Below are 14,618 nucleotides of genomic sequence, written 5' to 3' on the forward strand. Positions count from 1 at the left end.
TGATCCCTTGAGAGAAGCCCTGTCATGACGTACGACTCCCTGGTCAACCGTGGCGACTACTTCTCGGCTCACTACCTGGCCGAGGTGCTGCCGAAGGACCTCAAGTCGGGCCTGCTGCAACGGTGGAAGGAGCGCGAGGACGCGGCGAAGCCGCCCGCCGGGCACGCCGCCGCCACCGAGGCGGACGTGGCCGCCGCGCCCACGCCCGGCCGCACCGAACTCCCGGTGACCCCGCGCGCCGGACTGCGCGAGCTGCGCCGGGGCTACTTCCGCGCGCGGTCGTCCTTCGCCGTCCCGGAGGACGAGGACGGCATCATCACCGTCCGCGACACCGACGACGACACCCTGACCTACGGCAAGCCCGAGTGGCGGGAACGGGTGCGCGCCCTGAACGCCGAGGTGCTGCGCGCGCTCGGCTACGACGCCAAGCCGCGCGTCCTCGCCGTCGAGCGCGCGGGCCAGGCGTACGAGGTGCCCGTCGCGCACGCCGAGAAGGGCCTGGTCGCACTCGACTGCGGCTGGGCCGCCGAGCCCGACGACGCGCTCGACCCGAAGGGCCGCGGCCGGCTGCTGGAACCGGTGCCGCTGGACGGCCCGAACCCGGTGGAGACGGGCGCCAAGCTCGCCTCCTTCCTGTTCGCCTGCGAGGAGCCGCCCCGGTACGTGCTGCTGCTCGGCGGCGGTGTCATCGTCCTCGCCGACCGCGCGGTGTGGGGCGAGGGCCGCTACCTCGGCGTCTCCCTGGACACCGCCCTCCAGCGCAACGACACCCGGCCGGGCGGCGAACTCGACACCGTCGCCGCGCTGTTCGGCGCGGACTCGCTGCGCGTGCCCGAGGAGGGCGGCGAGAACCCGCTGGCCGAACTGGTCGGCAAGTCCGCCAAGCACGCCGTCGGCGTCTCCAGCGAACTCCGCGACGGCCTGCGCAAGAGCGTCGAACTGATCGCCAACGAAGTGCTGGCACGCCTGCGCGAGCAGGGCGTACGCCCCGAGGACATCGGCGAACTCCCCGACCTGGGCCGCAGACTGACCCGCGAGTCGCTGCGCTACCTCTACCGGATCCTGTTCCTGCTGTACGCCGAGGCCCGCCCCGAGCTGGGCATCCTGCCCGCCGACTATCCCGAATACCAGCAGGGGTACGGACTCGGCCGGCTCGGCGAACTCGTCGCCGAGCGGGAGCCGGTGGGCGACACCGCCCGCAAGGGCTTCTACCTGTACGAGTCCCTGGACCTGCTGTTCCGCAAGGTGCAGGACGGCTACCGCCCCCGCCGCACCCACGGCGTGGACCCGGCCGACGCCGACGCGGCGGACGCACCGGCCAGCGAGGACGTCGGCCTGCGCTTCGAGCCGCTGCACAGCAAGCTGTTCGAGCGCGACGCCATCCAACTGATCGGCGCGGACAGCCTCCCCGACCCGCGCTACGACTCCGACGAGGCCCTGGCGCGCGGCGAGGAGGTCCGCTACCTCGACACCCGCCTGCGCAACGCCACCCTCCACCAGGTGCTCCACAGCCTGATGATCACCCAGGGCAGGCGGGGCGAACGCGGCGGCTTCATCTCGTACGCGCAGCTCGGCATCAACCAGCTCGGCGCGGTCTACGAGGGCCTGATGTCGTACAGCGGCTTCATCGCCGACGAGGAGCTGTACGAGGTCGCCCGGCGCGGCGACCCGAAGGACGGCTCCTGGCTCGTCCCCGCCTCGAAGATCGCCGACTACGACGACTCCGTGTTCGTCCGGCGCCGGGACCGCCTCACCGGCGAGGAACTGCGCGTACGGTACGCGCCGGGCACCTTCGTGTACCGGCTCTCCGGCCGCGACCGGCAGACCTCCGCGTCGTACTACACACCCGAGTCACTGACCCGCGTCACCGTGCAGCTCGCGCTCCAGCAGCTCCTCACCGAGACCACCCGCGCCAAGGATCTCCTGAACTGGCGGATCTGCGAACCCGCCCTCGGCTCCGGCGCCTTCCTCAATGAAGCCATCAACCAGGTCGCGGCGGAGTATCTGCGGCGCAGGCAGGCGGAGTTGGGGCAGTCGATCGACACCGACCAGTACGCCGTCGAGCTGCAGAAGGTGAAGGCGTACATCGCCCTCCACAACTCCTACGGCGTCGACCTCAACGAGACGGCCGTGGAGCTTGCGGAGGTCTCTCTCTGGCTCAACACCATGCACCCCGGCATGGAGGCCCCCTGGTTCGGCCTGCACCTGCGGCGCGGCAACTCCCTCATCGGCGGCAGGCGCGAGGTGTACGCGGCCGAGCGGCTGAAGAAGGGCGGCTGGCTGGGCACCACCCCGGAACGCTTCCCGCTGACGGAGGCGCTGGCCGGTGCACCCCTCCCGGAGGGCGCGGTGCACCACTTCCTGCTTCCGGCGAAGGAGTGGGGCGCGGTCGCCGCCGAGAAGGAGGCCAAGGCCCTCGCCCCGGCGGAGACCAAGGCGCTGGCCGCGTGGCGGAAGGCGGTCACCAAGTCCCCAACAGCCAAGCAGACGGCCCGGCTCCAGGGGCTCGCCCGTCGCGCCGAGTACCTGTGGGGACTGGTCGTACGGCGGCTGGAGCTGTCCGAGCGGGACATCTCCCGGGACATCCAGGTGTGGGGCGCCGAGGACGACTGGCTCCGCCGGCCCCCGACCGCCGTGCAGCGCGACGAGATCCTCGCCGACCTCCAGGCGGAGGACACGCCCTACTGGCGGCTCAAGACCCTCATGGACGCCTGGTGCGCCCTGTGGTTCTGGCCCGTCCAGAACGTCGCGCTGCTGGACGGCACGGACGAACGGTACGCGCGCGCCGAGGCGTTGGCGGCACGGGCGGCCGAGCTGGAGGCCGCGAGCGGCGGAGCTGACGCCGACAGCGCCGGGGACGATGTGCTGCTGGCCTGGGAGGCGGAGGCCCTGCCGGGCTTCTCCGCCGAGCCACAGCAGATGACACTCACGCGTGACTCCGTGGCCCGTCGGCGCGCCGGTCGCCGGAAGGGGCAGATCGGTGACCGGCGCGCTGTCGTCGCGCTGACCGACCTAGACGACTGGATCGAGTTCGCCGAGGCGCTGCTCGGTACGCAGGACGTTCCGGCGGAGTCGCTGGTGTCCACGTTCGACGACCTCGACGACCTGTCCCGGTACGAGGACGAACTCCCCGAGTGGATGGGCATGGACCGCTTCCACGCCCTGGAGGAACGGTTCCTGTGGGCGGGCGCCGCGCGGGATGTGGCCAAGGCGCAGGGGTTCTTCCATTGGGAGTTGGAGTTCGCGCAGGTGTTTGCGCGGGGTGGGTTTGAATTGCAGGTGGGGAATCCGCCTTGGGTTCGGCCTAGGTGGCGTGAAGATCTCGTACTTGGCGAAATTGAACCCTGGTTCACGCTAACAGAAAGGCCTGGGGTCGCCGAGTGGCGCCTACGCAAGCAGGAAGCGCTGGACGAGACTGGCCGTAACTACTACCTCAAAGAGCTTGCCGCCAATACAGGCTCGACGACAACGATTGGCTCAGGGACGACGTACCCACTGCTCGTCCGCACTCAGCCGGACCTATACCGCGCATTCATGTGTCGCGCTTGGTCAAACATGGACCCCGCTGGGACGGCGGGGATGATTCACCCCGACACCCACTTCAGCGGTTCCCACGAAGGAAATTTGAGAGCCGCCACGTATCGACACCTGCGCTTTCACGCACACTTCTCGAACCGCCTCCTACTGTTCACGGAAATCGAGTGGACGCGACAATTCAGCGTCAACATCTACGGGCCACCACAAAGAATTTCCTTCAATAACGCCAGCTGGATTTTTCTACCGGATACGCTCATCGCTTCACTCACCCATGACGGGCAGGGACAACCTCCGGGAATCAAGAACCAGGGAGCATGGGATGTCCGCCCTCATCAAGCACGAGTAATCCCGGTTAACGAAGACTTGCTCACCGAGTGGCGGGATCTCGCAGGCCACGAGAACGTCACCGCAGACCAGAGCACGCTCCTTTATCCGGTTACTTCATTCGAAGAAGGCGCCATTCGAGCCCTTTCGAATGCACGGGCCAGACTCTCCGACTTCGCGCCACATCACAGCCCTGGCTACCATGAAAAATCGAGCAAACAAAGGGGGATCATCCGATGGTTCACCGACACCCCGGAGAGCCTGTCTGAGGCCATCTTGCAGGGTCCTCATTTCGGCGTCGCCACACCCTGGAATAAGCAGCCCGACATCCCATGCCGCCTCAACCGGGATTGGTCCACATGGGATCTAACCCAACTCCCTGCCAAATCCATCCCTCGCACTAATTATGTTCGCGCCTCAGACAAAGAGACGTTCATTTCAGAGCAAGAGGATTGGGACGGCCGGCCTTGCACGGAATATTTCCGCTTGGCTTGGCGGCGCATGATCCCATTCGATACCGAACGGAGTCTCTTCGCTGCGATCCTCCCTCCCGGGCCGTCACACGTGGATGCCGTGGTGTCAATCGCCTTCTCCGATCACCGCCTCACCGTAATGAACGCAGGGTTCTGGGCATCTCTACCACTGGACTATCTACTCCGCATCACCGGGCGCTCCGATCTGAGAATTGGCGAGGCGAGTAAGATGCCAGCCCCTGACCCTGAACACCCGCTTGCTAACGCACTTCTAATCCGGGCACTGCGCCTGAACTGCTTGACCAGCGCGTACGCGCCACTCTGGAATGACCTACTCCATTCCACAGTGTGGAAAAATGAGAACTGGGCGACACAATGGCCTAATTTGGCACGCCTTGCCACCCCATTCGCTTCACCCTGGAATTACAACTCACCTTTGCGTACGGAACATGCACGCCGAGCCGCCCTTGTCGAATTGGACGCCCTTGTGTCCGTATGGCTAGGAATTACCGCCGATCAACTCGTAGCGATCTTCAAGTCCCGGTACCCAATCCTCGGGGATTACGAGGCACAGATGTATTTCGACGCCACTGGCCGACGTATTGCCGGGAATTACCGGGTGTTCGGGCATGGACAAACAAAGGACACCTACCCGCTACTCCTTGAACACCTGGCAAACCCCACCACGACGTCACCCCCCGAGGGCTACCAAGCCCCCTTCTACAAGGCCGACCGCGAGGCCGAAATGCGTGCAGCGCACGCGCACTTCCAGGCCCGGTTGGACGCCGAGATCGCCGCCGGTCGCTGGGCTCCTCCGGCCCGCAAGCAAGCGAACGCGTAGTCGGCCAACGCGGCCGGACACAGGTCTGCCCCCGGCGCTCTACCGGGGGCAGACCTTTCGCCTACTGCGCAGCGAAGTCAACGAACGCCGCCCAAGCGGATGCAGCTACCGCGAGAGCGGGACGACTCGTGTCCTTGGAGTCCCGGACTCGCACGACGTGAGCGCAGTCGGCGACCTCCACGCACTCTCCTCCAGCACCACCGCTGTAGCTGCTCTTGCGCCAGCGCAGTTCACCTGCCGCGCTCAGGGTCTCGTCCACTTCACACCTCTCCAAGCAGCTTCTCGATGAAGGCCATTGACTCGCGCGGAGTGAGAGCCTGCGCACGGATGATGCCGTAGCGCGACGCGATTCCCTGGACCTCCTGCCGGTCGCTGACCATTGTGCTGCGTCCTTGCGCTTCCAGGTAAGCCACTTGATCGCCACCAGCGCGGCACAACAAGGTGAACGGCCCGTCCACACCCGCGTTGTCCTCACGGTCGAGCGGCATGATCTGGATCTCGACGTTGCGGTACGCGCCGACCAGCAGCAACTGCTCCAACTGACCACGCATGACCGACCACCCGCCCAAGGGCCGACGCACAACCGCCTCGTCGATGACGAAGCTCACCAGAGGGGCTGGTTTGCGCTCGAAGACGCTCTGGCGCGCGAGTCGGGCCGCAACCCGCTGTTCTAAGGTCTCCTCGTCCAGCAACGGGCGCCACATACCGAACACCGCCCGCATGTACTCCTCGGTCTGTAGCAGTCCAGGCACCGCCTGGGTCGCGTACACCCACAGCTCAACCGCCTCCCCCTCCAACCGCGCCGCATCCCGAAAGAACGCCGGATACTGCGCCCGCCCCACCTCCTCCTTCATCTCCTGGAGGACCCCGCCCGCGTCCAGCGCCCTGTCCGCCTGGTCGATGAACTTCGGAGGCGGCACCCGGCGCCCCTGCTCGTACGCGGCGATGGTGGAAGCCGAATACCCCATCAGCGAGCCGAACTCGGGCCGCTCCATACCCGCCCGCACCCGGAACCGCTTCAGTTGCCGTCCGAAGACGCGCAGGATGCCGGAGCCGGGCTCCGGTTCGGGCTGCGGCTCGCCGCCGCCACCGTCGCCGCCAACGGCCTCCTCGTCCACCAGTCCCGTCGGTCCGCTCATCCCCGCACCCACCTCCCACTGCCAACGCGGCCCCGCGCCGGCTGTCACGCTCCGCCCCGCCGACAGGCGCGCACCGGACACTTACAGCGACCTTCCGTATGCGCGTCGTATCTGTTCACGCTAGGACCGCATCGGCACCGTGAGCCACATGAACAGCCCAATTGCCACCCCACCGGGGCACACCGCAGGTACTTCGGCCGAAACCGCCCGCCCGCGCCACGAGTTCGCGATGGCCTTCACCTCCTCCCCGCGCGGGGCACGCCTGGCGCGCAGGCTGGTCTCGCACCGGCTGGACGCGTGGGGGTATCCGTACGGGGGCCGGGTCAACGACACCCTGACCCTGATCGCGGGCGAGCTGACCGCCAACGCCGTACGCCACGGGCATGTCGCCGGACGGGACTTCCACCTGCGGCTCACGCGCGGCACGGCGAGCGTGCGCGTGGAGGTGACGGACACCCGGACCGAGCGGGTCCCCGTCCTCCCCGAGGGGGACCCGCCCGGCGACACGGAGTCCGGCCGGGGGCTGCTGCTGGTCGCCGGGCTGGCGACGCGGTGGGCGGTGACCCCGCGTACGGGCGCGCCGGGCAAGACGGTCTGGGCGGAACTCGACCTGGGATGAGACGCGCGGGGTGCGTCAACGGGCCTGTGGGGCAGCCTCGTCGGGCCGCCGCTGTCAGTGCCGGGCGCTAGTGTCGTTCGCCCGGCAGTCAGCCGGTGAACCCGAGGGAGCAGAGAACCGTCATGCCCGAGAACGACACCGCGTACCGCATCACCGTGGTCGACGAGGACCCGCTGCGCGCCCGCAAGGATGCCCGTGAGCTGCTCGCCGCGCTGGCCGAGGCGGAGGTGACCGCCGCTCTGGATACGGCCGAAAGCGGCGCCGCGGTCGGGCGGTTATCCAAGGGCGGCCCGTCCGTCGAGGCCGTCGAACTGGTGCTGGGCGCCGGTTCGTTCGTCGCCGCCCTGGTGCAGGTGTGGCTGGCGCGGGTTCCGCAGCGCACGATCGTGGTGAAGCGGCCCGACGGGGCGGTGCTGCACCTCACCGGCAAGGAGGCCCGCGAGGACGACACGCTGATCGAGCGGTTCCTCGCGGACGACGGCGGCGACGGCGCGGCGGCGGAGTGAGGCGGCGGTGACCGACAACGACCGCTACGCGTTACTCGTCGGCGTCTCCACGTACGACAGCGAGGCGTACCGGGACCTCCCGGCCGTGCGGGCCGACCTGCACTACATGCGGGCCGTGCTGGAGAACACCGAGATCGGGATGTACAACGAGTGCGCGGTGGCCGCGGAGCCGACGCGCGCGGAGATGCTGCACGCCGTCGAGTCGTTCCTGGAGGAGCGGCAGGCCAGCGAGACGGCCCTGCTCTACTTCAGCGGGCACGGTGAGTACTGCGAGCAGGACGGCCAGTTGTACTTCCTGACGCGGGACACCGACCCGGCGGACCTGCCGGGGACGGCCGTGCCGGCGGAGTTCCTGGAACGGATGCTGCAATCCTGCCGGGCCGCGTCCAAACTGGTGCTTCTGGACTGCTGTTCGAGCGGTTCCGTCGTCCAGGGCTGGACCGCCAAGGGGCCTGCGGAAGAGCCGGAGCGGCCCGCGCCGAGCACCCTGCTGCGGCCGACCGGCGTGTACTTCATCACCGCCTCCGACGCCCTGCAGGCGGCCTCCGCGATGGCGCCGCAGGGGTCGGACCTGGGCACCTCCCGGTTCACCGGGGAGATCGTGGAGGGCCTGCGCAACGGGACGATCAAGGACGGCGGCTGGATCACCCCGGACGACCTCTTCGAGTACCTGACCAGGCAGATGGCCCGCGAAGGAGTGCCGGAGGAGCAGCGGCCGACCAAGTCCACCATCCGGGCCACCCGGACCCTGCCCTTCGCCCGGTCGGTGGCACGGCCGGTGCGGCTTCCCACGCCACCGCAGGACTCCGCCGGGGCGGCACGGCCCTCGCCCGCGCTGCTGAAGGCGCGCCGGGCGGCCGAGGCGGACGAGCGGGACGGCGTCGACGCGCAGCGGCTGCTGCGGTACTACGCGGACTGCCTCAACGCCCAGGCGGCGGCCGGGACGCGGCCCGACCGGGACGCCGGGCGGGACACGTCGTACTTCCTGCTCGGCCAGGGCGAGGAAACCGTCCAGTCGGGCCGCAGGCCGCACATCGTCGCGCCCGGCGCACTGCCCCGGCCCCAGAACCGGCGGACCGGGCCGGGCGGCGAGCCGGGGACGCGGCAGGAGTACTGGTACGGCTATCCGGCGGTCACGCTGCCCGCGCGGGACGGCGGCCGGGGACGGCGCGCGACGGTGGAGCTGGCGCCGCTGCTCATCCAGCAGATGGAGCTGGTGCCGGACGAGGAGGGCCGGGACGTGCTCCGGACCTGCGGGGTACCGTCCCTGCACACGGGAGTCGTCTCGGAGTTCCTCGACGCGGACGACGCCGCCGACCTGGTCGCGCACTGGCAGCCCGCCTGGCAGGAGGGCAACGCGGCCCAGATGCTGCGCGCCGTAAGGGAGTTGCTGGAACGGCTTGGGCTGACGGAACTGGAACCGCTGGACCCGTCCGCGCTCAGCGACCGTACGGTGATGCAGGCGTTGCGGCCCGGCGCGCACAACGCGGCCGTGCTGCTGGTGCCGTCAGGTGCGCAGGCCACGGCCACCCAGGCGCTGGTGGACAACCTGCTGCAGATCTCCACCCGGACCGCCCAGATCCCGGGCACCGCCCTGGGCGCGCTGCTGGACGGGGCGGCCCGGCAGGCGTCCGGCGCCCCGTCGGCGCCGGTGACGGCCGTCGTGCCGGGGCCGTGCAACGAGAGCCAGGAGCAGGTGATCTCCTCGGCGATGACCCAGCCGCTCACGGTGGCGACCGGACCGCCCGGCACCGGCAAGAGCGAGGTCGTCACGGCCACCGCCGCCACCTGTGTGGCCGCCGGACAGTCGGTGCTGATCGCCTCCACGAACAACAAGGCGGTCAACGTCGTCGCCGAGCGCTGCGACGCCATCGCACCCGGCCTGCTGATGCGCACGGGCAACGCCGAGGCGCTGGAGGGGGAGGCGGCGAAACTGGAGCGGCTGCTCGCCGTGCCTGCCGAGGCGCCGCGCCGCGGATCGGCCACCGTGCGCGGCGAGTTGCGCAACACCCGGCGGACCGCCGACCACCTGCGGGCGGAAGCCGCCCGGCGCGTCGGCGAGGAGACCCGGCTGCTGGATCTTCTCCGCGACCGCGAGGAGCGCGCCGCCGCCCTGGAGCTTCCCCTGCCCCTCCTTCGAGGGGCCTGGGCTCAGGACACGGACGGCCTCGTACCGCTGGACCGGTGGGTGGACCGGGCGCGCGGGGCGGCCTCGGCCCGCTGGTGGCAGCTCGGAGCGTGGCGGCGCGGGCGGGCACTCGCGGCGCTCGTCGCGGCGGCGGAGACCGGGCGGGCCGACGGGTCCCGACCGGAGTGGCCGGCCTGGGCCGCGTCCCGGCCGGTGCCGCCCGAGCTGTTGGGCTCGCTGGCCGAGGCGGTGTCCGTGGAACGGGAGGTGCGGGACATCGCCCGCGCGCTCGCGGAATGGGACGAGGACGGGCTCAAGGTGTCCCGGCTGTCCACGGCCGAGGAGCTGACCGGCCTGTCGGCGGAACTGTCCCGCGCCCTGTCCGCCGAGGCCCTGAGCCGGGCAGCCGGACCGATGAGCCAGCGCCTCCAGGCGCTGCGCCGCCGCTCCGGCTACCGGCGCGGCCAGAAGAACCTGATGGCCCACATCAAGGGCTGGGCGATCAGCACCCACTCGGTGGGGAAGCTGGAACTCACCCCGAAGCTGTTCGACCTCGTCATCATCGACGAGGCGAGCCAGTGCTCCATCCCCTCGGTGCTGCCGCTGCTCTTCCGGGCCCGCCGCGCGCTGATCATCGGCGACCCCATGCAGCTCGGGCACATCCCGGGCGTGTCACCCGAGCAGGAGCGGCAGGCCCGGACCCGGGCCGGACTGAGCGCGGCCCAACTGGAGCACCACCGCCTCACCTACCACGTGCACTCCTCGTACCACGCGGCCGAACAGCACGGCGAGGGGACCCTGCTGCTCGACGAGCACTACCGCTGCCATCCCCGGATCGCGGACGTCGTCAACGGCCACTGCTACGGCGGACGGCTGCGGGTGCTCACCGACGTGCGGCGCCAGGTACCGGCGTACGACCCGGTCGGCGCGGCCGAACCGGCGCCGGTGCTCGGCTGGGTCGACGTGCCCTCCGGGATCTCGGCCCGCACCAGCGGCGGGTCCTGGCGCAACACGCGGGAGGCCGAAGCCGTGCGGGGCGTGGTCGACGGACTGCTGACGGGCCTCGGACCGGACGCCACGGTGGGCGTGGTCACGCCGTTCCGCGCGCAGAAGGAGGTACTGGCCCGGATGTGGGCGGGCGAGGAACGCGTCCAGGTCGGCACCATCCACGCCTTCCAGGGCGGCCAGCGCGACGTCATGGTGCTCAGCCCGGTGGCGGCGCCCAACACCCCGCCGCGCACCGCTCATTGGGTCGCGAGCCAGGTCAACCTGTGGAACGTGGCGGTCACCCGCGCCAGGTCGCAGCTGATCACCGTCGGCGACCTCGCGTTCTGGCAGCGGCACAGCGGCCTCCCGGCCCTCCTCGCCGCACGCTCGGCGCCCCTGGGAGCGGACGGCGACGGCACGCCCGCCGACGCGGGCGCGTTCGGCCCGGTGGCCGAAGCCCGCGAGGAGCTGACCGACCGGTTGCAGCGGTACCTGGCCGGACGCGGGATCACCGACCTGGAGCGGGCCGTGCCGGTGGGCGGTCACCCCGTCGACCTGCTGTTCACCGACGGCGGGGAGAACACGGCGGTGCTCGTCGACACCGGACCGGAGCCGGGCACCGACCCCGCGCGGCATCTCCGTCTCCTCCACGCCCGGGGTGACCTGCTCACCGGCCTGCCCTCCGGCGGCCACGGCGCCAAGCCCGGCCCGGTGAGCCGGACGGTACGCGTTCCCGCCTGGCGCATCCTGTCGAGCGAGCCCGCCCTGGCACCGCTGTTCGACTGAACCGCCTGTCCACGGGCCTGCTCAGCCCCCGGACAGGCTCCGGGCGACGTACGTCATGTGCTGGAGGTTGCCGACCCACAGCCACTGCGTGAACCCGCCCGTGCCCTCACCGGTCGTGAGCGGGCCGCGCGCGCAGTCGTCCAGCCACTCCTCGGCCGGTCCCGCCGCCGCTCCCCGGAACTCGGGCAGTTCGGTGATCCGGCGGGCCGCGGCGCGGTTGACGGCGACCCGGTCCGGCCCCTTGGCCAGGGTCCGGACGGCGACGTACGAAGAGGCGGTGGTGTAGCGGAGCGTGCCCCAGGCCGGGCCGCCCTTCCTGCCGGGTTCCGGGGGCTGGGTGAGGGCGGCGGGGGGCTGCACGCCGTAGTCGCCGTAGCCGAGCAGCGGGGCGTAGGCCCGCCCTGCCGCGCGTACCTCGTGCCACATGCGCCACTCCGCCCGCGGGATCTCGCACGGGCCCTGCTCCAGCATGTCGGCGGTGACCCGCGGAAAGCCGCCGCCGAGCAGGGCCGCGCTCCGCCAGACCGCGAGGGGCATCAGCGCGTCGAGGGCCCGCAGCGCCTCCTTGCCCGCGTCGGGCCGGTCGTCGAGGACGGCGCCCATGTCGAGCAGCAGGTCCAGGGGCGTGTCCGGACCGGCACGCTCCAGCAGCGCCCGTACCTTCTCTCCGGCCCGCCCGTCCCACTCCCCCGGGACGCTGACCCGTACCCCGAGCCCGCGCAGGCTGCGGTGGGCCGTCGCCACGGCCGCCGCCTGCTGCGCCGCGGTCCGCTCCGGCCCGGTGACCGGCCTCAGCCGCCCCAACTCGCAGTAGACAGAGAGGACTTCGGCGAGCGCGGAGGTCTGGGCGTCCTCGGTGAAGGGGGCGTCGATCCAGCCGCCGTGACGGCTCACGCGACTCACCCGGCCGACGTACGGGCCGGCCACCGTGGCCAGCTCCTCCAGCGGCACACCGGGCAGCGGCGGCACGTTCCACAGCGGCCGGACCGCCGCGCCGATATCCGGCCGCAGCCGCCGGAGGGCCACGGCCGCGTGGGCCCTCGCGGGCAGAACGGGAACGTAGAGCGGTCCGGACATCACGGCTCCCCCTCGGCACCGTCCGTGCGCGTCCCTTCCCTCCAGAGTCCGTCCGTTCCGGACCACTCGGAAAGGGGGCGTTTTCGGCCCGCATGGCCGAAGTGGGCGAGTACCTGGTGACGGTGTGACGCAAGTTGTACGCTTCGTGATGCTCGGTGGTCGGACCCTCAAGTGGGCGACGCACAGGGGGAACTGAGCGGCACTCAGGAGCACGCGTCAGGACCGTCCGCCGTGCGCCGAACAGTTCGCTGACCGGGCGCGGGCGCCCGGCCGTTCCACGATGGGCGCGAGGCGTGAACCACCGGATACTCGGTCTGACGGTACGGAACTTCCGCACACTCACTGACGTGAAGCTGCCACTCGGGCCACTGACCGTGATGGTCGGCCCCAACGCGGCGGGCAAGTCGAACGTCTTCCACGCTCTGGAGTTCCTGCGCGGCGTCTGCGAGGACGGGATCGAGAAGGCGCTGGAGCAGCGGGGCGGCTTCGACGCCGTGGCCTTCCGGGGCGGCTCCCGGCAGGCGTCCCGGATGACGATCGAGGTCGAGGGCGTCTGGTCGCCGTTCGCGTCGCAGGAGCATCCCGACCGCTACGAACTGAGCGTCAACCGCCGCAGCGCACCGGCAGGCGGCCATGTCCTGTTCCGGCAGGAGCGGTTCACCCAGCATCCGCAGCAGGGCACGGAGACCTCCGTCGACCTCAAGAGCGCGGCGGCGACCGTCGTGAGCCCGCTCGCGCAGGACGGTCTGAAGGACACCACCGACCTGGACCGGCTGGCCTCCGCACTCCACCAGCCGCTGACCTGGAGCACGGGCAGCCCGACCGGCCGCGCGGTGAAGGAGATCAAGCGGCACCTGTCCGAGATCCGGGTCTTCGACCCGGACGTGCGCAAGGCCCGGGAACCCTCCCCGATCAGCCGGTCGGGACGCCATCTGGAGGACGACGCCGGAAACCTCGCCGACTTCCTCAAGACGCTCCGTGCCATCAGGGACGACCAGGGCAGCCACCACATCTGGGAGACGCTGCTGGAGGACGTCCGGGCGGTGGTCCCGCACATCCGCGACATCCACGTCGTGGACACTCCGGGTACGTACGACCACGTCTCGGTCGAGCTGGAGGAAGAGGGCCTGCGGGGCCGCACCCGGCTGGAGGACGCCTCCTTCGGAACGGTGCGCGTCCTGTGTCTGCTGGCGATCTTCCACGATCCCGAACCGCCCGCTCTCACCTGCATCGAGGAGATCGACCACGGCATCCACCCGCACGCGCTGGAACTGCTCGCGGTCCGGCTGCGGCAGGCGAGCCGCCGGGCGCAGTTCCTGGTCACCACGCACTCACCCGTGTTCGTCAGTGAACTGACCCCGGACGAGTTCGTCGTCTGCGAGCGGGACGCGGACGGCGCGTCGCGCATCCCGGCACTCACGCCGGACGAGGTGCGCGAGGTCATCGAAGCCTCCGAAGGCATGCCCATCGGAGAACTGTGGTTCGCGAACACGCTGGGGGGCGGGCTGTGAGGGGCAGGGGAAAGGGCGGCGCGAAGAAGGACTCCGTCATAGTCGTCGCGGGCGAGGGCGACTTCGACCGGAAGGTCCTGTGGCACCTCGTCCGCTCCTTCCGCCCGGACGCGAAGATCGTCAACCTCCGCGACAAGACCTGTCTCGGACCGGCCGACAAGCAACTGACGCCGCGCATCGACAAACTCCGCAGGCTGGTGAAGGCCGCGTCGCTGCGGTCGGAGCTGGCGGGACTCGTCGTGCACGTGGACCTCGACCTGGTGAACGAGGAGAAGTACGTGGAGGTCCGCACACGCATCAAGGACGAACTCCGCAACGCCTTCTCGTGCCCGTCCGCGGTCGCGCTGGCGGCGTTCGAGACGGAGGCCTGGCTCATGCAGTTCCCCTCCGCGTTCACCAAGGTCAACTCCGGCTGGGTCCTCAAGCCCCGGTACCGGGGCTGCGATCTCGCCAAGGTCCACGACCCCAAGAAGGTGCTCAAGGAGCACCCGTGGAGACCGCCCTACGACGAGTCACACGCCCCGCGCATCATGGAGAAGGCGCTCGACGCGGACGGGAAGGTCATCCGGCCCGAGGGGAAGAACCGGTCGTACGACGAGTTCGTGGCCGAGCTGGCCGACTGGTAACCGGCCCCCCTGACCTGCGGCTCCGACCGGCGACGGGTCGGCGGGGCCGCCCCCGCCCCGGATA

The 14,618-nt window shown here is 70.4% G+C and carries 9 protein-coding genes; 6 read left to right on the forward strand and 3 right to left on the reverse strand.

Annotated elements, in window-relative coordinates; genetic code table 11:
* Nucleotides 1-24 precede the first annotated feature (24 nt).
* On the forward strand, nt 25-5,175 hold the full coding sequence (locus tag ACZ7L7_RS17305) for a DNA methyltransferase family protein (RefSeq protein ID WP_472076338.1): 5,151 nt from the start codon (nt 25-27) through the stop codon (nt 5,173-5,175).
* Between the two features lie 61 nt (nt 5,176-5,236).
* Here ACZ7L7_RS17305 and ACZ7L7_RS17310 read toward each other — a convergent pair whose 3' ends face one another.
* Together ACZ7L7_RS17310 and ACZ7L7_RS17315 are read right to left on the reverse strand one after the other, a co-directional pair.
* Nucleotides 5,237-5,500, reverse strand: coding sequence for a DUF397 domain-containing protein (locus ACZ7L7_RS17310; RefSeq protein WP_453602480.1), 264 nt, complete (start codon nt 5,498-5,500; stop codon nt 5,237-5,239).
* Nucleotides 5,436-6,314, reverse strand: a complete 879-nt coding sequence (locus ACZ7L7_RS17315; RefSeq protein WP_453602482.1) for a helix-turn-helix domain-containing protein — start codon at nt 6,312-6,314, stop codon at nt 5,436-5,438. Before ACZ7L7_RS17315 ends, ACZ7L7_RS17310 begins: the two co-directional genes overlap by 65 nt.
* A 148-nt stretch (nt 6,315-6,462) precedes the next feature.
* On the opposite strand from ACZ7L7_RS17315, the gene ACZ7L7_RS17320 reads away from it, so the two are divergent.
* The 3 genes from ACZ7L7_RS17320 to ACZ7L7_RS17330 all read left to right on the forward strand — a co-directional run bounded on the left by ACZ7L7_RS17320 (nt 6,463) and on the right by ACZ7L7_RS17330 (nt 11,340).
* On the forward strand, nt 6,463-6,933 hold the full coding sequence (locus tag ACZ7L7_RS17320; protein WP_453602484.1) for an ATP-binding protein: 471 nt from the start codon (nt 6,463-6,465) through the stop codon (nt 6,931-6,933).
* A 122-nt stretch (nt 6,934-7,055) separates the two neighbouring features.
* Nucleotides 7,056-7,439 carry an effector-associated constant component EACC1 gene (locus ACZ7L7_RS17325; RefSeq protein ID WP_285513408.1) on the forward strand — a complete coding sequence of 128 codons (384 nt, stop codon included), beginning with the start codon at nt 7,056-7,058 and terminating at the stop codon, nt 7,437-7,439.
* Nucleotides 7,440-7,446: 7 nt separating this feature from the next.
* The gene (locus ACZ7L7_RS17330; RefSeq protein ID WP_472076341.1) at nt 7,447-11,340 is read left to right on the forward strand and encodes a caspase, EACC1-associated type; all 3,894 of its coding nucleotides are present in this window, start codon (nt 7,447-7,449) and stop codon (nt 11,338-11,340) included.
* Between the two features lie 21 nt (nt 11,341-11,361).
* Here ACZ7L7_RS17330 and ACZ7L7_RS17335 read toward each other — a convergent pair whose 3' ends face one another.
* On the reverse strand, nt 11,362-12,417 hold the full coding sequence (locus ACZ7L7_RS17335) for a beta family protein (protein ID WP_453602489.1): 1,056 nt from the start codon (nt 12,415-12,417) through the stop codon (nt 11,362-11,364).
* Between the two features lie 293 nt (nt 12,418-12,710).
* Between ACZ7L7_RS17335 and ACZ7L7_RS17340 the strand changes: the two genes are divergently transcribed.
* Both ACZ7L7_RS17340 and ACZ7L7_RS17345 read left to right on the forward strand, forming a co-directional pair.
* Complete coding sequence (locus ACZ7L7_RS17340) at nt 12,711-13,928, forward strand: AAA family ATPase (protein ID WP_285513405.1); 1,218 nt, start codon at nt 12,711-12,713, stop codon at nt 13,926-13,928.
* Nucleotides 13,925-14,554, forward strand: a complete 630-nt coding sequence (locus tag ACZ7L7_RS17345; RefSeq protein ID WP_285513404.1) for a hypothetical protein — start codon at nt 13,925-13,927, stop codon at nt 14,552-14,554. Before ACZ7L7_RS17340 ends, ACZ7L7_RS17345 begins: the two co-directional genes overlap by 4 nt.
* The last annotated feature ends 64 nt before the right edge of the window (nt 14,555-14,618 follow it).

The organism is Streptomyces sp. NPDC110618, assembly GCF_055657065.1.

Bases quoted from the DNA above. Each gene is read 5' to 3' on its own strand.
- ACZ7L7_RS17315 (WP_453602482.1), bottom strand. From the start codon at position 6,314: ATGAGCGGACCGACGGGACTGGTGGACGAGGAGGCCGTTGGCGGCGAC.
- ACZ7L7_RS17305 (WP_472076338.1), top strand. From the start codon at position 25: ATGACGTACGACTCCCTGGTCAACCGTGGCGACTACTTCTCGGCTCAC.
- ACZ7L7_RS17325 (WP_285513408.1), top strand. From the start codon at position 7,056: ATGCCCGAGAACGACACCGCGTACCGCATCACCGTGGTCGACGAGGAC.
- ACZ7L7_RS17335 (WP_453602489.1), bottom strand. From the start codon at position 12,417: ATGTCCGGACCGCTCTACGTTCCCGTTCTGCCCGCGAGGGCCCACGCG.
- ACZ7L7_RS17320 (WP_453602484.1), top strand. From the start codon at position 6,463: ATGAACAGCCCAATTGCCACCCCACCGGGGCACACCGCAGGTACTTCG.